This is a genomic window from Pseudoalteromonas sp. ASV78, from assembly GCF_047806705.1.
Taxonomy (GTDB): domain Bacteria; phylum Pseudomonadota; class Gammaproteobacteria; order Enterobacterales; family Alteromonadaceae; genus Pseudoalteromonas; species Pseudoalteromonas prydzensis_A.
This window is the reverse complement of the sequence record NZ_JBLOPA010000001.1, coordinates 3,602,582-3,620,431: the sequence shown is the minus strand read 5'-3', so window position 1 is coordinate 3,620,431 and position 17,850 is coordinate 3,602,582. Positions and strand designations below refer to the sequence as shown.

General features: G+C 41.0%; 18 protein-coding genes. 11 read left to right on the top strand and 7 right to left on the bottom strand.

The genetic code is table 11. The features are described from left to right. Positions 1-52: 52 nt before the first annotated feature. Both ACMVDV_RS16500 and queG read left to right on the top strand, forming a co-directional pair. Complete coding sequence (locus tag ACMVDV_RS16500; protein WP_416159111.1) at positions 53-1,270, top strand: methyl-accepting chemotaxis protein; 1,218 nt, start codon at positions 53-55, stop codon at positions 1,268-1,270. A 71-nt stretch (positions 1,271-1,341) separates the two neighbouring features. Next, positions 1,342-2,475, top strand: a complete 1,134-nt coding sequence (queG, locus tag ACMVDV_RS16495) for a tRNA epoxyqueuosine(34) reductase QueG (protein ID WP_416158833.1) — start codon at positions 1,342-1,344, stop codon at positions 2,473-2,475. 43 nt (positions 2,476-2,518) lie between these two features. Here queG and ACMVDV_RS16490 read toward each other — a convergent pair whose 3' ends face one another. The 3 genes from ACMVDV_RS16490 to ACMVDV_RS16480 all read right to left on the bottom strand — a co-directional run bounded on the left by ACMVDV_RS16490 (position 2,519) and on the right by ACMVDV_RS16480 (position 6,272). Then, on the bottom strand, positions 2,519-3,649 hold the full coding sequence (locus ACMVDV_RS16490) for a response regulator (RefSeq protein WP_416158832.1): 1,131 nt from the start codon (positions 3,647-3,649) through the stop codon (positions 2,519-2,521). 83 nt (positions 3,650-3,732) lie between these two features. After that, a complete protein-coding gene (locus ACMVDV_RS16485) occupies positions 3,733-5,691 on the bottom strand; it encodes an ATP-binding protein (protein WP_416159110.1) in 1,959 nt (652 codons plus the stop codon). Positions 5,692-5,783: 92 nt separating this feature from the next. Next, positions 5,784-6,272, bottom strand: a complete 489-nt coding sequence (locus ACMVDV_RS16480; protein WP_304179927.1) for a GNAT family N-acetyltransferase — start codon at positions 6,270-6,272, stop codon at positions 5,784-5,786. A 77-nt stretch (positions 6,273-6,349) separates the two neighbouring features. Here ACMVDV_RS16480 and ACMVDV_RS16475 point away from each other — a divergent pair, with 77 nt between their 5' ends. From ACMVDV_RS16475 to ACMVDV_RS16450, 6 genes are all read left to right on the top strand, one after another. Continuing rightward, complete coding sequence (locus ACMVDV_RS16475) at positions 6,350-6,922, top strand: glutathione peroxidase (RefSeq protein WP_304179924.1); 573 nt, start codon at positions 6,350-6,352, stop codon at positions 6,920-6,922. A gap of 84 nt (positions 6,923-7,006) precedes the next feature. Next, a complete protein-coding gene (locus ACMVDV_RS16470; RefSeq protein ID WP_304179922.1) occupies positions 7,007-7,288 on the top strand; it encodes a peptidylprolyl isomerase in 282 nt (93 codons plus the stop codon). 67 nt (positions 7,289-7,355) lie between these two features. Beyond that, positions 7,356-7,934: a glutathione S-transferase family protein gene (locus ACMVDV_RS16465; RefSeq protein ID WP_416158831.1), complete on the top strand. Its 579-nt coding sequence runs from the start codon at positions 7,356-7,358 to the stop codon at positions 7,932-7,934. A 17-nt stretch (positions 7,935-7,951) separates the two neighbouring features. Next, a complete protein-coding gene (locus ACMVDV_RS16460) occupies positions 7,952-8,302 on the top strand; it encodes a DUF2750 domain-containing protein (protein WP_064667874.1) in 351 nt (116 codons plus the stop codon). Between the two features lie 77 nt (positions 8,303-8,379). Next, the gene (locus ACMVDV_RS16455) at positions 8,380-9,060 is read left to right on the top strand and encodes a hypothetical protein (protein ID WP_416158830.1); all 681 of its coding nucleotides are present in this window, start codon (positions 8,380-8,382) and stop codon (positions 9,058-9,060) included. Between the two features lie 127 nt (positions 9,061-9,187). Then, entirely contained in the window at positions 9,188-11,758 is a 2,571-nt protein-coding gene (locus ACMVDV_RS16450) for a M1 family metallopeptidase (protein WP_416158829.1), read from the top strand. 82 nt (positions 11,759-11,840) lie between these two features. On the opposite strand, the gene ACMVDV_RS16445 is transcribed toward ACMVDV_RS16450, so the two are convergent. Together ACMVDV_RS16445 and ACMVDV_RS16440 are read right to left on the bottom strand one after the other, a co-directional pair. Continuing rightward, positions 11,841-12,206 carry a hypothetical protein gene (locus ACMVDV_RS16445; RefSeq protein WP_416158828.1) on the bottom strand — a complete coding sequence of 122 codons (366 nt, stop codon included), beginning with the start codon at positions 12,204-12,206 and terminating at the stop codon, positions 11,841-11,843. 71 nt (positions 12,207-12,277) lie between these two features. Continuing rightward, complete coding sequence (locus ACMVDV_RS16440; RefSeq protein ID WP_416158827.1) at positions 12,278-13,147, bottom strand: hypothetical protein; 870 nt, start codon at positions 13,145-13,147, stop codon at positions 12,278-12,280. A 150-nt stretch (positions 13,148-13,297) separates the two neighbouring features. Between ACMVDV_RS16440 and ACMVDV_RS16435 the strand changes: the two genes are divergently transcribed. From ACMVDV_RS16435 to yjjG, 3 genes are all read left to right on the top strand, one after another. Next, positions 13,298-14,197 (top strand): phosphoribulokinase, encoded by a 900-nt coding sequence (locus ACMVDV_RS16435; protein WP_304179905.1) that lies wholly within the window; start codon positions 13,298-13,300, stop codon positions 14,195-14,197. Positions 14,198-14,264: 67 nt separating this feature from the next. Next, entirely contained in the window at positions 14,265-14,810 is a 546-nt protein-coding gene (gene yjjX / locus ACMVDV_RS16430; protein WP_304179902.1) for an inosine/xanthosine triphosphatase, read from the top strand. Next, a complete protein-coding gene (yjjG, locus tag ACMVDV_RS16425; RefSeq protein WP_416158826.1) occupies positions 14,810-15,484 on the top strand; it encodes a pyrimidine 5'-nucleotidase in 675 nt (224 codons plus the stop codon). Before yjjX ends, yjjG begins: the two co-directional genes overlap by 1 nt. Positions 15,485-15,570: 86 nt before the next feature. Here the strand turns inward: yjjG and lpxC are convergent, their stop codons facing one another. Then, positions 15,571-16,482, bottom strand: coding sequence for a UDP-3-O-acyl-N-acetylglucosamine deacetylase (gene lpxC, locus ACMVDV_RS16420; RefSeq protein ID WP_016709470.1), 912 nt, complete (start codon positions 16,480-16,482; stop codon positions 15,571-15,573). Between the two features lie 104 nt (positions 16,483-16,586). Continuing rightward, positions 16,587-17,831 carry a cell division protein FtsZ gene (gene ftsZ, locus ACMVDV_RS16415; protein ID WP_416158825.1) on the bottom strand — a complete coding sequence of 415 codons (1,245 nt, stop codon included), beginning with the start codon at positions 17,829-17,831 and terminating at the stop codon, positions 16,587-16,589. Between the last annotated feature and the right edge of the window lie 19 nt (positions 17,832-17,850).

The window sequence follows — 17,850 nt, the reverse complement described above, 5'->3', positions numbered from 1 at the left end:
TGAATTTGAACGATACTGAGTAAAACTGATGCAACAGCCAAGCGGGCGATTAATGAGTGAGTATATGCGTATTTATAACTTTATTGAACAAAGCTTCTTTTTTACTTTAACTCGAAAAATCATTGGTAACCTAAGCTTTGTTTTTGCTTTTCAAGCTATTACTTTAATTTGGTTGTATAAAAGTCTGGTCTCGCAAAATGCCGATACCCAACTATTTTGGTTACTAACGGCAATTATAATTGCAGGCTTTGCCTTCACTGTTTTTTATATGCGTTTTTTAATTGTTCGCCCAGTTACGGCAATGCGCGATACTTTGGCGCAAATTAACAGTCAAGATGCCAACTTAGCAGCTAAGCTCCCGCACTTTACCTATGATGAGTTTCGTGAAATTAGCCAGCAATACAATACCTTTACTGCTCACCTCAGCCAATTACTCGCGACAACCTATCAAAGCGCACAAGCCAGTGCACAGAGTAACAATCAAGTGACCGTATCAATGCAACAAACGGCGCAATTAAGCGAGCAACAAATCGATTTTAGCCAAACGATTACCGCTGCAAGTAATCAAATAACCGATAGTTTGCAAAGCATCGTTACCAACACCGATAGTGTTCATCAAGTAAATAGTGAGCATGTAAACTTTGTAACTCATGCTGCGCAAGAGCTGACCGAACTCGTTGGCCAAGTTAAATCAATTAGCCAAGTGTTAAGCCATTTTTCAGAAACAATTTCGGGTTTAAAACGAAACAGCGACAATATTCGTAGCATCCTAAAAATGGTGGAAGAGTTTTCAGATCAAACGAATTTACTGGCACTCAACGCAGCCATAGAAGCCGCTCGTGCGGGTGAAGCTGGTCGCGGTTTTGCGGTTGTGGCAGATGAAGTGAGAACTTTATCGGTTAAAGTGAGCGATGCAACGCGTCAGATCAGCGATTTCATCAACCAAATGGATTCTTTGGTCAACCAAACCAATAAAGAATCAGAACAACTTGTAAGTTATGCACATAATGCAGAAACCACCATCAGCAATACATCCCATGGCTTTACTGAGCGATTAATTGAGTTTGAACACAATCAACAACAATTACAACAAATTGCCAGTGCTGTACATTTACTCGAACAAACACAACACCAAACTCATCAATCGGTTGAGCAGATTGTTGAATTAGGCTCACAAGCTAAGTCACAAATCGATATCGCGCTGGCAGATTGCCAGCAATCACAGCAATTGAGCAAACAAACTCAACAACAGTTAAAGCGTTTTGTTTAACCTACCGAGCGTGATATTAATAGGCCAATGTGTTAAATTACGCAGCTATTTTTTAACCATGATGTGCCCGTGTGACTAGCCTATCCCCTGATTACCAACAACTTGCTTTAGATATAAAAAAGTGGGGCCTAGAGCTTGGCTTTAGTGAAGTCGGGATTACTGACATTGACTTGAGTAAGCATGAAGCTCAACTGCAACGCTGGCTTGATTTAGGCTACCATGGTGAGATGGATTACATGGCCGCTCATGGCATGAAGCGCGCCCGTCCCGCTGAGTTGGTGCCCGGTACTGTTCGCGTTATTTCGGTTAAAATGAATTACCTTCCCCCCGATGCAAGCTTTGCTAAAACCCTTAAAAATACCGATAAAGCGTATATTAGCCGCTATGCGCTTGGCCGCGATTACCACAAGCTAATGCGTAATCGGATTAAACAGCTTGGTCAAAAAATTGAGCAACATGTTGATCAATTAGGGTTTCGGCCTTTTGTTGATTCTGCTCCAGTGCTTGAGCGACAACTAGCTGAAAAAGCGGGGCTTGGGTGGCAAGGAAAACACAGCTTATTGATCAATAAAGGAGCTGGCTCTTGGTTCTTTTTAGGTGAGCTATTTGTAGATATTCCACTGCCTATTGATAAACCGAATGAATTTGAAGGTTGCGGTAAATGCGTTGCTTGCATCACGTTATGCCCCACCGGTGCCATTGTAGCGCCATATGTGGTTGATGCTCGTAAATGTATCTCTTATTTAACGATTGAGCTGCAAGGCCCTATCCCTGAACAATACCGGCCATTACTGGGAAATCGTATTTATGGTTGTGATGACTGCCAACTAGTTTGCCCGTGGAACCGCTTCGGGCAGATCACCGATGAAGCAGACTTTCACCCGCGCAAACAATTAAAAGATAAAGACTTACTGGAATTATTTAGTTGGGATGAAGCGACCTTTTTAAAAAATACCGAAGGCAGTCCAATTCGCCGCATTGGTCATCAGCGTTGGCGTCGTAATATTGCAGTGGGCTTAGGTAATGCACAGTTTAATCAAACAATTGTTGATGCACTCACCACTACTCGGGATGACTCCACTGCGCTGGTAAAAGAACATATCGATTGGGCGCTTGAACAGCAGCAATCAAAACAGCAGAAGTTATTACGAAAAACCGCGCGCTTAATACGTATCGTAGAAAAAGGCTTACCAAGAGATGCGTAAATGCACATCTCTTGATCATCAACATTGTGGTGTGGTATCAGTGTTATTTTTTCAACAAAGTAGCTAAGTCTTGCTCAATTTCATGAAAAGCTGCTTTTACGCCCTTAACAGACTCTTCACGAGCAACTGAGTTCTGAATGGTTTGGTCTACTTTCTGATAAATAAAAACCTCCTGATCTTCATCTAATCCCATTGAAGGGATCCTATCTTCCAGCTCTTCTTGTAAACGCTTAAATACCGCTTCATTACTCTTACGATTTTCATTCAGTAGCTCGATTAAGCCATGAAATTTACCATTGATCATAGTAATCGCATCATTTAGCTTTGTTTGTTGCAACTCTAAAGCGGCACGCGTCATAATTGCCCGTAGCTGTTGCTCTGTAACACTAACAATAAAGCAGACATGATCACGGATCCGCCCATGTTTGTCAGGGTCGTGATCTGGCATATTTAAAATCAATAAACTAATCAATTCGTAGTTAACTAAGATTCTGTGGGAGAATTCATGTAAGCGGCCCTTGTGTTTAAGCATATCAAACAACTCAATTACAATTGGCGAGCACGGACCATTTAAAGTAAAGTGTTCGGGAGCATCTAAATTGGCCCTAAACTCAACATTACTTTGCAAATCAAACGATTTTAAACAATGGACTAAGGCCTCACCAAGCGCTTTAGTGTTGTTAATCATACCTATCTTTTCAATATAATTAACTATTTGCCCCATTTCACTGCTGTTTGCCATGGCATTAAATGCTGTGGATGTTGCATCTTCAACTTGCTGTTCTAGCGATTCTTTTTCAATCAAAACTTGATTAAGAATCTTCAATTTTGACTTTAATTCATCGTGGCCAAACGGTTTAACAATGTAATCTTCAGCACCGACTGCATATCCTTCCATACGCTCTTCAACAGTGCCTCTGGCTGATACGAACATGACGATAATATGAGCCGTACTGGGATTTGCTTTGAGTTTTCTACAGACTTCATAGCCGTTCATTTGTGGCATACTCACGTCGAGTAAAATAACTTGCGGTGCAAAGTCTTCCACTGCGCTCAGGCACTCGGGACCACTGTTTACCATCTTTAATTCAAAATCAAGCTCAAGTAATATCTCTTCTATAATTTCTAAATTAAAGGGTTCGTCATCAACCACTAAGATTTTCTTTAAAGGCATAATTGTCATCCATTTCTTAATTAACATTAGTAGTTTAGTCGTAAAAAAAGCACTTACCAATACGAATAAGTAATTTCTTTTTCTTAACCAAAACTTTTTCCTTCTAAAGGAAAATTGATACGAATAGTAGTGCCTCCCAAGCTGTTGTTATGAGCAGAAATTTCCCCATCATGTAATGCTACAAATTCACGACATAATGCTAAACCAAGACCAGTTCCACCGGCACCGTTATTAGTTTTGCTGCTTTGTACAAACTTTGTAAACACATGTTCAAGCTCATCATCAGGTATACCTATACCACTATCTATTACTTCAATAATTGCCTGCTCTTGCTGATTAGTTAAAACCACTTCAATGCAACTATGTGGTTCACTAAATTTCAACGCATTGCCTAGTATATTACGTAATAACTGATTTATTTGTTCTTCATCACAGTCAATAATGAGCGGGGATTTTGGTGGCAAAAACCGTATATTAATCTCTTTTTCCATCGCAGTACCTGAAACATCGTCAATACTGGTTTTAATAATATTATTAAGATTATGCGGGCGTGGATTAAAAGGAAATTTACCCACGTCCAATTTCGATAAGTCGAGTAAATTATTAAGTAATGAGAGTAACCGTTCGCCACTGCATTCGATACGTGACAAATATTTTTGTAATTTTTCGACCGCAATTTCACCTTTGCTAAGCTTATCTAAACCAAAACGGGCAAAACTTAAGATTGAATGCATGGGGGTACGTAATTCATGGGACATATTGGCAAGAAACTCTGACTTACTATGGTTTGCCGCTTCAGCAACATTTTTAGCATGCTCTAATTGCGAGGTACGCGCTCTTACTTGCTCTTCAAGCATATCTTTTGCTTCTAGCAAGAGATCTTCTTTATGCTTGAGGTGAGTAACATTTTTAAAAATCACGGCCAGGGCAATTTCACCGTGGTGATCTATCTCATTAAACGAGCCAACTAAAGGTATACCATCGCCCCCTTCCATAGGCAGATACACGTCACAACTAAATTGACGATTTTGATTTAAAGTTGCTACTTTTTCCTTAATTTTTGCAGCGGATGTTCCATCTAACAACGTAAAAATAGAGCAAACTTGTAGCTCTTTTGCTGATAATCTGAAAAGTTTAGAGCAAGCATCGTTTGCTTCAATGACTTCGCCATTTCGCTCAAATAACATAATGGCGTCTGGGGTATGCTTATAAATAACCCGTAACAAACTATCTTTCTCGATGAGTGCATCAACTGTATCTTGTAAGCGCTCAACTAACTCAATGTTATGACGTTTTAGTAGCTCAGTTTGCCAAAGCTTATGCACTGATTGCAGTAGCATATTTTCATTAATTGGTTTAACCAGTACATCTTCGACTCCCTGACGGATCGCTTCAATCATAGACACTTGATTCGGCTTTGAGGTAAATAGTAAGCAACGGCATTGCGGATAGTGTGCTTTGAGTGTGACAAATACTTCGATACCAGAGCCATCAGGCAAACTAAAATCACTCAATAACAGATCAATATTATGCCCTTGCGCTTGGCTAACCGCAGAGCTAATACTATTCGCGGTGATGGTTTTGATATGAGCACCTAACAAACTGTTGGCTATTTTTTCAAGCCGCTCTGGAATATGATCAACCAGTAATACCGTTGGTAATTGCAAAACGCTATCAGAGCCAAGCTCTAAAACACTCTCCAATAAGGTGCTGATTTCTTTATTTGCGAAGAAGGGATAAATTACAATAGCATTTGGTACAAGCCGATTAAGCTCACTAAATGAAGAAAGTTGTTCGCTGTTTTCAACTTTAGGCGCAAGCAGCAAAACGTGTTCTGAGCTAACCTCTGCGACTAATAAACTTGCAATAGCCACTGGCACACCATGTGCAACAGCCACTAAATCATAGGAACTAAACGCAGTGCGTTCTTTTAATATTGAAAAATGGATTAATTCAACTTCACAGCCAATTAATTCTAGCAATACTTTTATCCGCATAGCTAAAACACTACTGCTATCAACAATCAATATTTTCCGCACTATTTAGACCACACTTTCATCCACTTAACCAGATAAAAGCGTAGTCTAAGTTTTCTGCATTCACATAATCAAAAAGATTATTTTCGTAGTGTCACTTATCCTAAATGCTTACCTAATATAGTTAAACTGTAATGATTACCATCCATAATAGCCACGTTGGGCAACTCTCCCCATTGTTGATACGCAAATGCTTCAAACAATTTAATACTGGGGATGTTGTGACTAAATATAAATGCGAGTAACACTTTAATATTTAATTGCTGAGCTTGTTTTTGTGCAAATTCGAGTAAATACTTACCTAGCCCTTGCCCTTGCGCACTGCTAGTAATATAAATACTGATCTCAACGGTGCCATCGTAAGCTGGGCGACCATAAAACGATTTATAACTCAGCCATGCGACGACTTTAGCATCTTGCTCATACACATAAATAGGGCGCAGTGGAGTATGACTATCAAACCAACTTTGTTTTTGTGCTACTGTCACTTCTTCGGTGTCAGCAGTGACCATTCTGCTGGCGATGGTTTCATTATAAATTGCAACGATGGCCGGTAAGTCGTTACTAGTCGCTAATCGAGTTATCATTAAATTTTTTTGTGGTTATTGATCAGTTAAGTAGATAATAACGTATCTGCTATAGCAACCACCAGCTAGGAATCGCTATGTTTAAAAAATTATTACTCTGTACCGCATTATTTAGTAGCAGCAGCTATGTTCACGCTGAAACCAGTCCACTGGCTGCTGAAGCCGCAGCGCAGTGCGATGACTTCACCAATGTCAGTATGCGTAAATTACGCTCTAAAGAGAGCATTAATCTATGCCAGTTTAAGAACAAACCGTTATTAATCGTTAACACCGCCAGCAACTGTGGCTTTACCCCACAATTTGAAGGATTAGAGGCGTTGTATCAAAAATACCAAGATCAAGGCTTAGTGATCTTAGGGTTTCCATCAGATGATTTCTTTCAAGAAGAAGACGATGAAAAAGACACCGCGAAAGTGTGCTTTATCAATTATGGTGTAACGTTCCCAATGTTTGCTACCAGCGAAGTACGCGGTAGCGATGCGAACCCTATTTTTCAGCATTTAAATGCCCAAACCAGTTCACCCAATTGGAACTTTTACAAATACCTAGTCTCTGCAGATCGTAAACAGGTAACTCGTTTTAACAGCAAAGCCAAACCAGATTCAGACGCTATCGTGAAAGCCGTTGAACAAGCTCTTTCAGATATTTAAATTAATACTGGTACAAGACGTTAGTATTAGACTAGAATAACTAAAGGTTTGATTAAAAAAACACCACTTTAAACGGGAGATTTTATGACAGTGGCAAGTGCAAGACACATACTAGTAGACAGCGAAGCGCAGTGTTTAGATTTGAAAAGCAAAATTGAACAAGGTGAAGACTTTGCAGAATTAGCAAAAGTACATTCTAACTGCCCTTCAGGTCAGGATGGTGGTGCGCTAGGTGAATTTGGCCCAGGTATGATGGTTCCTGAATTTGATAAAGTGGTCTTTTCTGCACCGCTTAATCAAGTACAAGGCCCAGTACAGACTCAATTTGGCTACCACCTACTTGAAGTCACCAGCCGTTCAGAATAATGTTAGTTTTCAACTAATTTGAATAAAGCCGCCTCTGCGGCTTTATTTTTATTTTAAAGGTACATACATGCAACTATTAGGCTCAACAACCTCGCCATTTGTACGCCGTATTCGGATTTGGGCACTATTAAATCACTGCGAGCTTGAGTTTATCAATCTCGATATTTTCGCTGCACACGATCGTCAATTAATGATAAAAAACAACCCAGCGCGAAAAGTTCCAGTGTTGATCTGCAAACAGCACACACTTGCTGACTCGAATAACATCATCCGTTTTTTACTCGAGCTGTATAATCACCCTCGCCTTAGTTGGCAACAAGAACACTTGCTTAGCACGATTAATGGCTGCAATGATTCCCTTGTTGAGCTGTTGTTATGTCAACGCTCTGGGTTTGACACCACGCAAGATAAATTATTTTTTAATTTACAAAATGAACGTATTGCTGAAACATTAAGCTATTTAAATAGCCATTTAGCGGATGCAGAATTTAAAAGCTGTGAATACCTGTGCATCAGTTTATACTGCTTACTTGATTGGATTTGCTTCCGCGAGTTAACAGATCTCACAGCACACACCGAGTTAATGGAGTTTTATCATTCATTTGCTCAACAACAAGCAGTGCAGCAAACCGATCCGCGTAATTAACATTTAAGGGTAAACATATGAGTGATATCGAAATAGAATCAGAACTAGTAAGTTTTGTTGAAAAAGTACGTCTAAGTGAGAAACTATGGGCGCTAGGTGCCGAAGATGGCGGTTTTGTGGTATGTGATTCTAACCAATTTGAAAACACCGATGTCCTCCTATTGTGGGAAAGTGAAGCCTCTGCAAAAGCTCAGTGTAAAGAAGAATGGGCTGATTACAGTCCGCTTGAAATCACCTTAGATGAATTTTTAGATGACTGGGTTGAAGACCTAAAAGAAGATGATGCACTGGTTGGCCTAAATTGGAATGACGACCAAGTCTGTGTTGAAATCGAACCCGTTGGATTAGCACGCGCGTTGAGCGAATAAGCATTATTTAACATTGCTTTACTGCGCTGGTTTATTTGCTATAAACTAGCGCACATCTTTACTTTCAGAGTATAACGTTGAAATCCCATCTTGGTCGCCGCCCTTTTTCCGCTATGGAATTACATACGCTTTACCATGGCTATATATATGGTGATCAACGTCTCCCTCGTGAACAGGCAAAACATTGGCACTTTTGGCTACCATTAATCGCTTACTACAGCGGTGCCTACAGTGACGAAATTGGTCATTTGCAACTGGCTGACATTGTCGAACGCCAACAGATATTTTGCTTTCACTTTCATACTCACGGTAAAATAAAGGCCCGTATCGTGCCGATTCATCAAGCCCTGTTTGATGCCGGTTTTAATGACTATATCGCCTTAGTTAAACAACAAAATCACACTCGTCTATTATTTGACTTACCGGCAAAATCAGGTCGTTACAGTGAAAAAGTGCGCATTTGGTTCTCTGGTGAAGGAGAACGTGCCGGGTACTTACAAAAGTGTGATATCCCCAGTATCGATCAACTTGGTATGAAAACGGCGGTCAGTAGCTTACGGCTCAACTTTGAGCAGCAAATTCGCATTTACGCCATGCAAGCAAATAATAAAGATGCCTTTAATTATTTGCTTGGCTTTAATGAATACGAGCAGCACGAGTTTACCGATGTAACACAGCTAAACCACATTACCCAACAGCTTCGGGTGGTTAACCCACAGCTACACTGGCAGCGTTTTGTGCAACGTCACGCAGTTTGACAAACTTTGTTACTAACTTGCTCATTACTCATAGATAAAAAACTGATAGGATGGAAAAGACGCTGCCAAAGCACTATTTTTTGAGGCTTTGGTACATAACTTCTAACAAAAAAAATCCAGGTGCCCTATGTTTATTAAAAGCCTACTGACTCTGAGTGTGGCGGTTGCCGTCAGTTCAGTCCATGCCAATGAGTTTGTTCTCGAAAAACTCGCCAAACCAAGCTCACAACACGTATCTTTAACCCTCGATCCCGCTCAAGATACTTTCTCAGGTATGACCGAAATAGCCCTCGAAGTGCTAAAACCAACTCACTATATCGAGCTTAACGGTGTTGATTATGCAGCACAAATGGCAAAACTACTGGGGAATGAAAACTGTGATTTAAGCACTGAAATGCTGAAAACTGGCAAAGTTAAGTTCAGTTGTGATGAACAAATTCAACCTGGAAAATACACCCTCAAAATCGATTTTACCGCGCCTTATAACCGCCAAAGTGTTGGCTTATATAAAACCTTAGATCAAGGTGTGCCGTATTTATTTACTCAGTTTGAAATGAGCGATGCCCGCCGTGCCTTCCCGGTATTCGATGAGCCAAGCTATAAAATTCCATTTCAACTAACAATTACAGCACCTAGTTCGCAAAAAGTGTATGCCAATACCCCTGAACTAAAAACCACTGAAAATGGCGAGATGACCACCCACTATTTTGATAAAACACCGCCTATTCCCTCGTATTTAGTGGCGATGGCCGTGGGCCCGTTTGAAGAGCGTGAAGTCAAAGGTATGCCTATTCCAGGGCGTGTGATCACCCCACAGGGTAAAATTCATTTAGGCGCATATGCCGAGCAAGCAATGCCAAAAGTATTGGCTGCCCTTGAAGATTATTTTGGTATTCCCTACGTATATAAAAAGCTAGATTCAGTCGCCGTACCTGAGTTTCCATTTGGCGCAATGGAAAATGCCGGCTTAGTAACTTATCGCGAAGATATTTTATTGCTTGATTTAGCCACCGCTACGCGCAGTAAAAAACAACGCAATGTGTCGATTATTGCTCACGAACTTGCTCACCAGTGGTACGGTAACTTAGTCACCATGAAATGGTGGAATGACTTATGGCTAAATGAAGCGTTTGCAAGCTGGATGGCGGCTAAAATCACAGCTCAGCTTAATCCTGAATTTGAATCACATTTAGACCTGCCGCAAAATAACGTGATGGCGTTAGATGCTCGTTTAAGCACAAAGCCAATTCGTAAACCAATCAAAACCGAAGCCGATATTATGGATGGCTTAGGGCTTGCCTACAGTAAAGGCAGTTCTGTACTTGCGATGGTTGAAAACTGGATTGGCGAAGACGCTTTCCAACAAGGTATTCGTGCGTATTTAAAAGAGTTCTCTTATAAAAATGCTGAAGCTGCCGACTTATGGCAGGCACTCGGTAAAGCATCAAACAAAGATGTGGCTGGGGTTTTAAAATCGTTCATCGAACAGTCTTCATTCCCGCTAGTAAAAGTCACTCAGCAAAGTAACACACTTACTATTAATCAAAGCCGCTTTACTAACGCGGGTGTTGATGCTCCAGCACAACTTTGGAATGTACCGGTGGCAATAAAATACGGCGCGGGTAACAAAGTTAAAACGGCTAATGTATTACTAACTAAAGCCAATCAAACTATTGAACTTGAATTTGAACCTGAGTGGATTTATCCAGATCAAGGCGCTTTAGGTTATTACCGCTGGGTGATGGATGAGCAACAATTTGCTGCATTGATTGATAATGCCGCCGAGTCACTCACCGTACGTGAACGTTTAGCGTTACTCTCTGCCGCTGATGCATTATTGGATGCAGGTGTTATTTCAGCTGCCCATTTAATGCAAACACTTGAAGTTTTTGTAAGCGACAAACACCCACGCGTTGCTAACACTGCGTTGGGTTATTTAGCCGCACAAAAACGTACTTTTGAAGATGAAAGCAACCAAGAGCTGTGGCCTGAATTTATTCGTAATAGCATCATGCCTGCAGCAAAACAATATGGTTTAACTGCAAAAGTGGATGAAGATGCGGCAATCTCGCAATTACGTACGCAAGTAGTGGCACGTTTAGGGTTTGATGGTGAAGACAAAAGCGTTATAAACACCGCCAAAGCACAAGCCCGTGTTTACTTAAACAATCCTGAAAAAGTTGATCCATACCTCGCATCAACCTACTTAAACTTAGCGGCATTTCATGGTGATAAAAACCTACTCGATGCCTATATAAATACCTTTAAAACCACCAAAGATCCGCAAGTGCGCACAAAAATGCTCGCTGCGATGAGTTACTTTGGCACACCTGAGCTACAAACTAAGGTATTAAATTATAGCTTAACTGACGATGTTACGGCATCTGATATGCGTACTATTATGTCAGGTCAGATGTATAGCAAACCTCGTGAAAGCTTATTTATCAATTGGGTATATGAAAATTACGATAAAGTAGAGGCCAATTTGCCACCATTCTTTGTGCCTAATCTGCCTTACTTTACCACTTCAGCTTGTAGCGCTAGCAGCTTAGCAAAAACACAGAGCTTCTTTATGAGCAAAATTGCTGATGAGCCAGGTTATGCACGCACCTTAAGCAAACTTGAAGAAAGCGTAAAAAATTGTATTGCACTTAAAGAACGTGAATTAGCGTCAGTTAATAGTTTCTTAAAACGTTAACTTTTACTACAAACTAAAACGGCAAGCCAGTGGCTTGCCGTTTTTATATCTATTGCTTAGCTTTACTATCAATAAGCTCAAGCTAGCCGTTAATTATTTTGATGAGTGAAGTGATAAAGTCTTTAGCGCCTTCAACACTGGTCATTTTAAAGCCGATACCATAATGAATTGGGTTAATACTTTTAAATATACGGGTTGGAAAGCGGGTCATTTCACTACTATGAAAAAAACCAGCTATACGGCTAACACCCTCAATTTTATTAAAATCATCACTAAAAACCTCCAGCGCAGGGCGAAGTACTAACTTAGCTTGACCCCCTTCTATATGCAGATAAATAGCTTCTTTTGATTTAGGTAACATATATTCAGTGATATTTTTAATTTTAAAATTGCTACGGCACTCTAATGCTATTAGTTGCTCGTTGATTTGCTCTGGACTAGCTGACATGGTTATCCTTGTTTCTCATTAGGCTTTTAGCTGTACCCAACAGTACAGCTAAAAGCTTGAAAAGTCTTATCTTATATAGCACATACAAAAGCGAGCTGTTCGTTTAAATAGCTCATACGGGTAATATTACTATCGCAGTAAGGCGTTAAATCAAGCCACAGCGAAACTTGTTCAGGATTAGTTAGCTGACGTTGGTAAACACGATTATCTACAGCATAAATAACCGTATTAGTATCTTTAAATGCGTAATCTTGTACATGCTGCGGTAAACGAAACAAATCAGTAACGGTATTCTCTTGCGGATCATAACTGGCTAACCAGTGCTGTTGTGCTTTGTTATAACTAAATGTATAGGCAGCTAATGCATGATTATATGTCAACGTACGGCCAATATGCTCAGCAACCACTTTCGGCTTCGCTGCAGCAACCTGAGTATATTGTAAGGTATGCGGTTCGCCTAAAATAAACATCACCATATCGTCTTTGGCCCCCCAAGCATGATAGCCAACCGGTTCTATCCACTCAAAAATACGACTTGGTGTTACGTTATGAGCAAACGGGTACTGCCATAACTTCTGCTTACCGTCAGCCTCGACCACGATTGCTGAAAGAGCCTCGCCATTAGGTGTTAAAGTAGGAGAATATTCACTGACAGCTGTATTGGTTAAATTAACGACTTGCTGATTGCTAAAATCATAAAAAGCCAGATCGGTTTGGCTTTGCCCATCGGTTTGCACTTCTTTAGTAAAATAAATACCACTTTGAGTAAGTAACGGTTGGTTATTATAAACATCATTATTAGTTATACGACTTACTTGTAAGCCATATTCCGTGTTAAGTTTGGCAAGCAAAATTTCGCTCTTTGGCATTGCAGCCAAAGCCGTATGAGGGATAGTAACAAGGGTGACAACTAAGCTTAACCATGGTGAAATCAATTTCATATCATTCTCTAATTATTTTTATCGGGCATATTTATCTGGCATATAATAGCGCTATTTCATGGTTATACCCAAATCTGTTACCAATATGTCACTTGACCTACCCCCTTACTACACCTTATAACTACAGAGCTACTTAAAACGAGAACAATTATGTCAGCTAAACATCCTATTATTGCGATCACTGGTTCATCTGGTGCGGGTACTACCACCACGACAAGTGCTATTAAACATATATTTCGTAGTCTTAATATTGAGGCCGCATTTATAGAAGGCGACAGCTTTCATCGCTATACTCGCCCTGAGATGGATAAAAAAGTTCGCGAAGCACAACAAGAAGGTAAGCACATAAGTTACTTTGGTCGTGAAGCGAATGACTTTGGCGCGCTTGAAAGCTTATTTAGCACTTATGGCGATACCGGCGCAGGTAAATTACGTCGTTATTTGCATACTTTTGATGAAGCCGTACCATACAATCAATTACCCGGTACCTTTACGCCGTGGCAAGAATTAGAAGCAAGTACTGATATTTTATTCTACGAAGGACTGCATGGCGGCGTTGTCGATGAAAATCATGATGTAGCAAAACATGTCGACTTACTGATTGGCATGGTGCCAATTATTAACCTTGAGTGGATCCAAAAACTAATCCGCGACACCTCTGAACGCGGTCACTCTCGTGAAGCAGTGATGGGCTCAATTGTCCGTAGTATGGATGATTACATTAATCACATTACGCCACAGTTCTCACGCACGCATATAAACTTTCAACGTGTACCAACTGTTGATACCTCTAACCCATTTAGCGCAAAAGATATTCCATCCCTTGACGAGAGCTTTGTGGTTATTCGTTTTCGTGGCATAGATGACGTCGATTTTCCGTATTACCTCCGTATGATTGAAGGCAGCTTTATGTCGCGCATCAATACTTTAGTGGTACCAGGCGGAAAAATGGGACTCGCCATGGAGTTAGTATTAACGCCTCTAATCAAAGATATTATCCTTAAAAAGCGCGCGCTTGCCGAATTAGCTCCTGTTGATTTACCTATTTAAGAAATCCCCTTGCTGAAATACATAGCTTATGTAAACTGCTGACTTCATCATAAAAGGAGATGTCAGCATGACCGAGACATTACGCATTCTCGTCGGTTCCAAAAATCCGGTAAAAATAAATGCTGCCCGCAGCATTTTCTCTCTCTATTACCCTGCTATGACAATTGATTGCCAAGGGGTTGATGCCCCTTCACAAGTACCTGATCAACCAATCGGTGAAGATGAAACCCGTATTGGCGCAGAAAATCGCGTGTTACATTGTCAACAGCATCACCAAGCAGATTTTTACGTAGCAATGGAGGGCGGTGCTGAGCAGTTTAGTTATGGCCCTGCAACCTTTGCATTTGTGGTGATTGCCAACAACCACCAGCGCGCAATTGGTCGCAGCAGTAACCTGCCTTTACCACCAAGTCTGTATAACGCGTTATTACAAGGTAAAGAGCTTGGTGATGTGATGGATAGTGCATTTAATACCAGCAACATCAAACAGCAAGGCGGAGCAATAGGCTTATTAACCAATCATCATGCTACCCGCGAAAGTACCTACACCCAAGCACTCACACTTGCAATGGCGCCTTTTTTGCACCCTGCACTTTATGCTAAGGAAGTTTAATGAAGTATACTCATGTATTATTTGACGCCGATGAAACCTTATTCAGCTTCAACGCCTTCGCAGGCTTAAAAAGAATGTTCTCCAATTACGCAGTGGACTTTACAGACAGTGATTACCAGCATTACCAAGTAACCAATAAATCACTGTGGCTTGCCTATCAAGACAATAAAATAACAGCATCGCATTTACAAATAGCACGCTTTAGTGAGTGGGCAGCCAAACTAGACGTGCCCGCTCAAAAACTCAATGATGATTTTTTAACAGCAATGGCCGAGATCTGCCAACCCTTACCAGGCGCTGTAGAGCTACTCACTAAACTTAAACCTCACGCTAAGCTTGGTATCATTACTAATGGCTTTACGCAGTTACAAGCTCGTCGCTTAGCGCACACGGGGTTAAAAGATATGTTTGATTGGCTGGTCATCTCAGAGCAAGTAGGTATCGCAAAGCCTGCACTGGAAATTTTTCAGCATACGTTTGATTTGATGGGTAACCCTGACAAGGCGCAAATTTTAATGGTCGGCGATACTGCCAGCAGCGATATACTCGGTGCGCAAAATGCAGGGATTGATAGCTGTTGGCTACAACACCCTAACGTAGAGTTACCTGCTGGCATTACACCAACCTACCAAGTGACTGAGCTGGTACAGTTACAACAGCTGTTAGAATTGTAGAAAGGTTAAACTGAATCAGAAACTAATAAGCAAAAAAAATGACGCTAGCTAGCGTCATTTTTTATAACTGTTATAAGCGGTTGCGATTAAGCTGTAGCTACCTCTAGGCCCGGTGCTGGCATTGTAACTGGGGTATCAAATGTAGCCCATTCCCATGCAGACTCAGTTGCCATAATTTTACGAAGTAACTTGTTGTTTAAGTCATGACCCGACTTATAGGCAGTAATTTTGCCTAAAATGTTATGACCTGTCATAAACATGTCACCAACACAGTCTAGAATCTTATGCTTAACAAACTCATCGCTGTAACGCAAACCGTTAGGATTAAGTACTTTAAACTCATCCAATACCACTGCGTTATCCATGCTGCCACCTAAAGCTAGGTTGTTCGCATGCATATATTCAATGTCTTTCATAAAACCGAAAGTACGTGCGCGGCTAATTTCTTCAGTGAAGCTTTGTGCCGTGATATCTAAACCAATACGCTGACGGCTTTCATTAATTGCCGGGTGGTCAAAAGCAATTTCAAAGTCGATATGGAAACCATCATAGGGTTCGATCTCGGCCCATTTATCGCCTTCTTCAATACGTACTTTTTCTTTAATACGAATAAAGCGCTTCGCCGCATTTTGCTCTGCAATGCCGCCTTTTTGTAACAAATAGATAAATGGTAATGCACTACCATCCATAATTGGCACTTCTGAGCTATCTAATTCAACGATCAGATTATCAATACCCATTGCCGCTACCGCCGCAATAAGGTGCTCAGTCGTAGATAAGCGAACGCCATCTTTGTTAGTTAAACAGGTACACAATTGCGTATCACCAACGGCTTCAGGCGTTGTTTCAAAATCAACAACCGGATCAAGGTCGACACGACGAAATACAATCCCAGTATTTGCGCTCGCAGGTCGGAGAGTTATTGTGACCTTCTCACCTTTATGAAGTCCAATTCCTATGGCTTTGACTATTTCTGCAATCGTACGCTGTTTAATCATAGCTTCGCTCACTTATAGTTACAGTTAGACTACCGATTGTATCACATATACGACCAGCTGCCAAATTCGATTGCTTTTTAAGCAAAATAATTTTATTTATTTGCTTAATCAGCCTGTTTTCTTAAAAACGCAGGGATGTCGAAATAATCGCCACCTTCTGATTTATCAGACTTTTTACTGCTTTCACTGGTTTTTGATAAACCACTATTACTTTGCGTTGTGATGCTTGACTCATGTTTTTCAACACTTGGTGCCGCGGTTACTTCTTCACTGCTACCTTGGCTGGCAAAACTTGGCACATACATGCTGCTTGCTTGACCTGCAGAACCGCTTACATCAGAACCCGATGCTTTTTTAAAGCCGTTATCAACAATGCCAAATTGCGGACGACGATCGCCACCTAAACCAGTAGCAACAACCGTTACACGTAATTCATCAGTCATTTCAGGGTCAATCACCGCACCCACAACTACAGTCGCGTTTTCTGATGCTAATGCTTTAACGTGGTTACCAACAATTTCAAATTCTTCAATCGCAATATCCATACCGGCGGTGATATTAACTAAGATACCTTTAGCGCCGGTTAAATCAACGTCTTCAAGTAATGGGCTTGAGATAGCCGCTTCTGCCGCTTCTTGTGCACGATCAGGACCAGACGCTGATGCTGTGCCCATCATTGCAGTACCCATTGCTGACATTACAGTACGTACGTCGGCGAAATCCACGTTGATCAGACCAGAACGAGTGATCAATTCCGCAATACCTTGTACCGCACCAAATAGCACATCATTCGCTTTAGCGAACGCATCTAATAGTGTAGTCCCTTTGCCTAATACTTTAAGCAATTTATTGTTAGGAATTGTAATAAGTGAGTCAACAATTTCTGACAATTCGTTAATGCCTTGTTCAGCCGCTGCTGCTCGCTTTTTACCTTCAAAATCAAACGGACGTGTTACTACAGCTACAGTTAGAATGCCTAACTCTTTTGCTATTTTTGCAACAACAGGTGCAGCCCCAGTACCTGTACCACCACCCATACCAGCGGCGATAAAGACCATGTCAGCACCTTCTAGGCTGGCACGGATCGTGTCAGCATCTTCTTCCGCTGATTTACGACCAACTTCAGGGTTTGCCCCAGCACCTAAGCCAGAGGTGATCTGCGTACCTAGCTGTACGGTAATATCTGCCGACGAATTACGTAATGCTTGTGCATCCGTATTGGCGGCAATAAAACGCACACCTTCAATTTGTTGCTTAACCATGTGCTCGACTGCGTTACCGCCGCCGCCGCCCACGCCGATTACTTTTATAACAGCTTCTTCGCTGTGTTGTTCCATCATATCAAACATGTTTACTCTCCGACTTGAG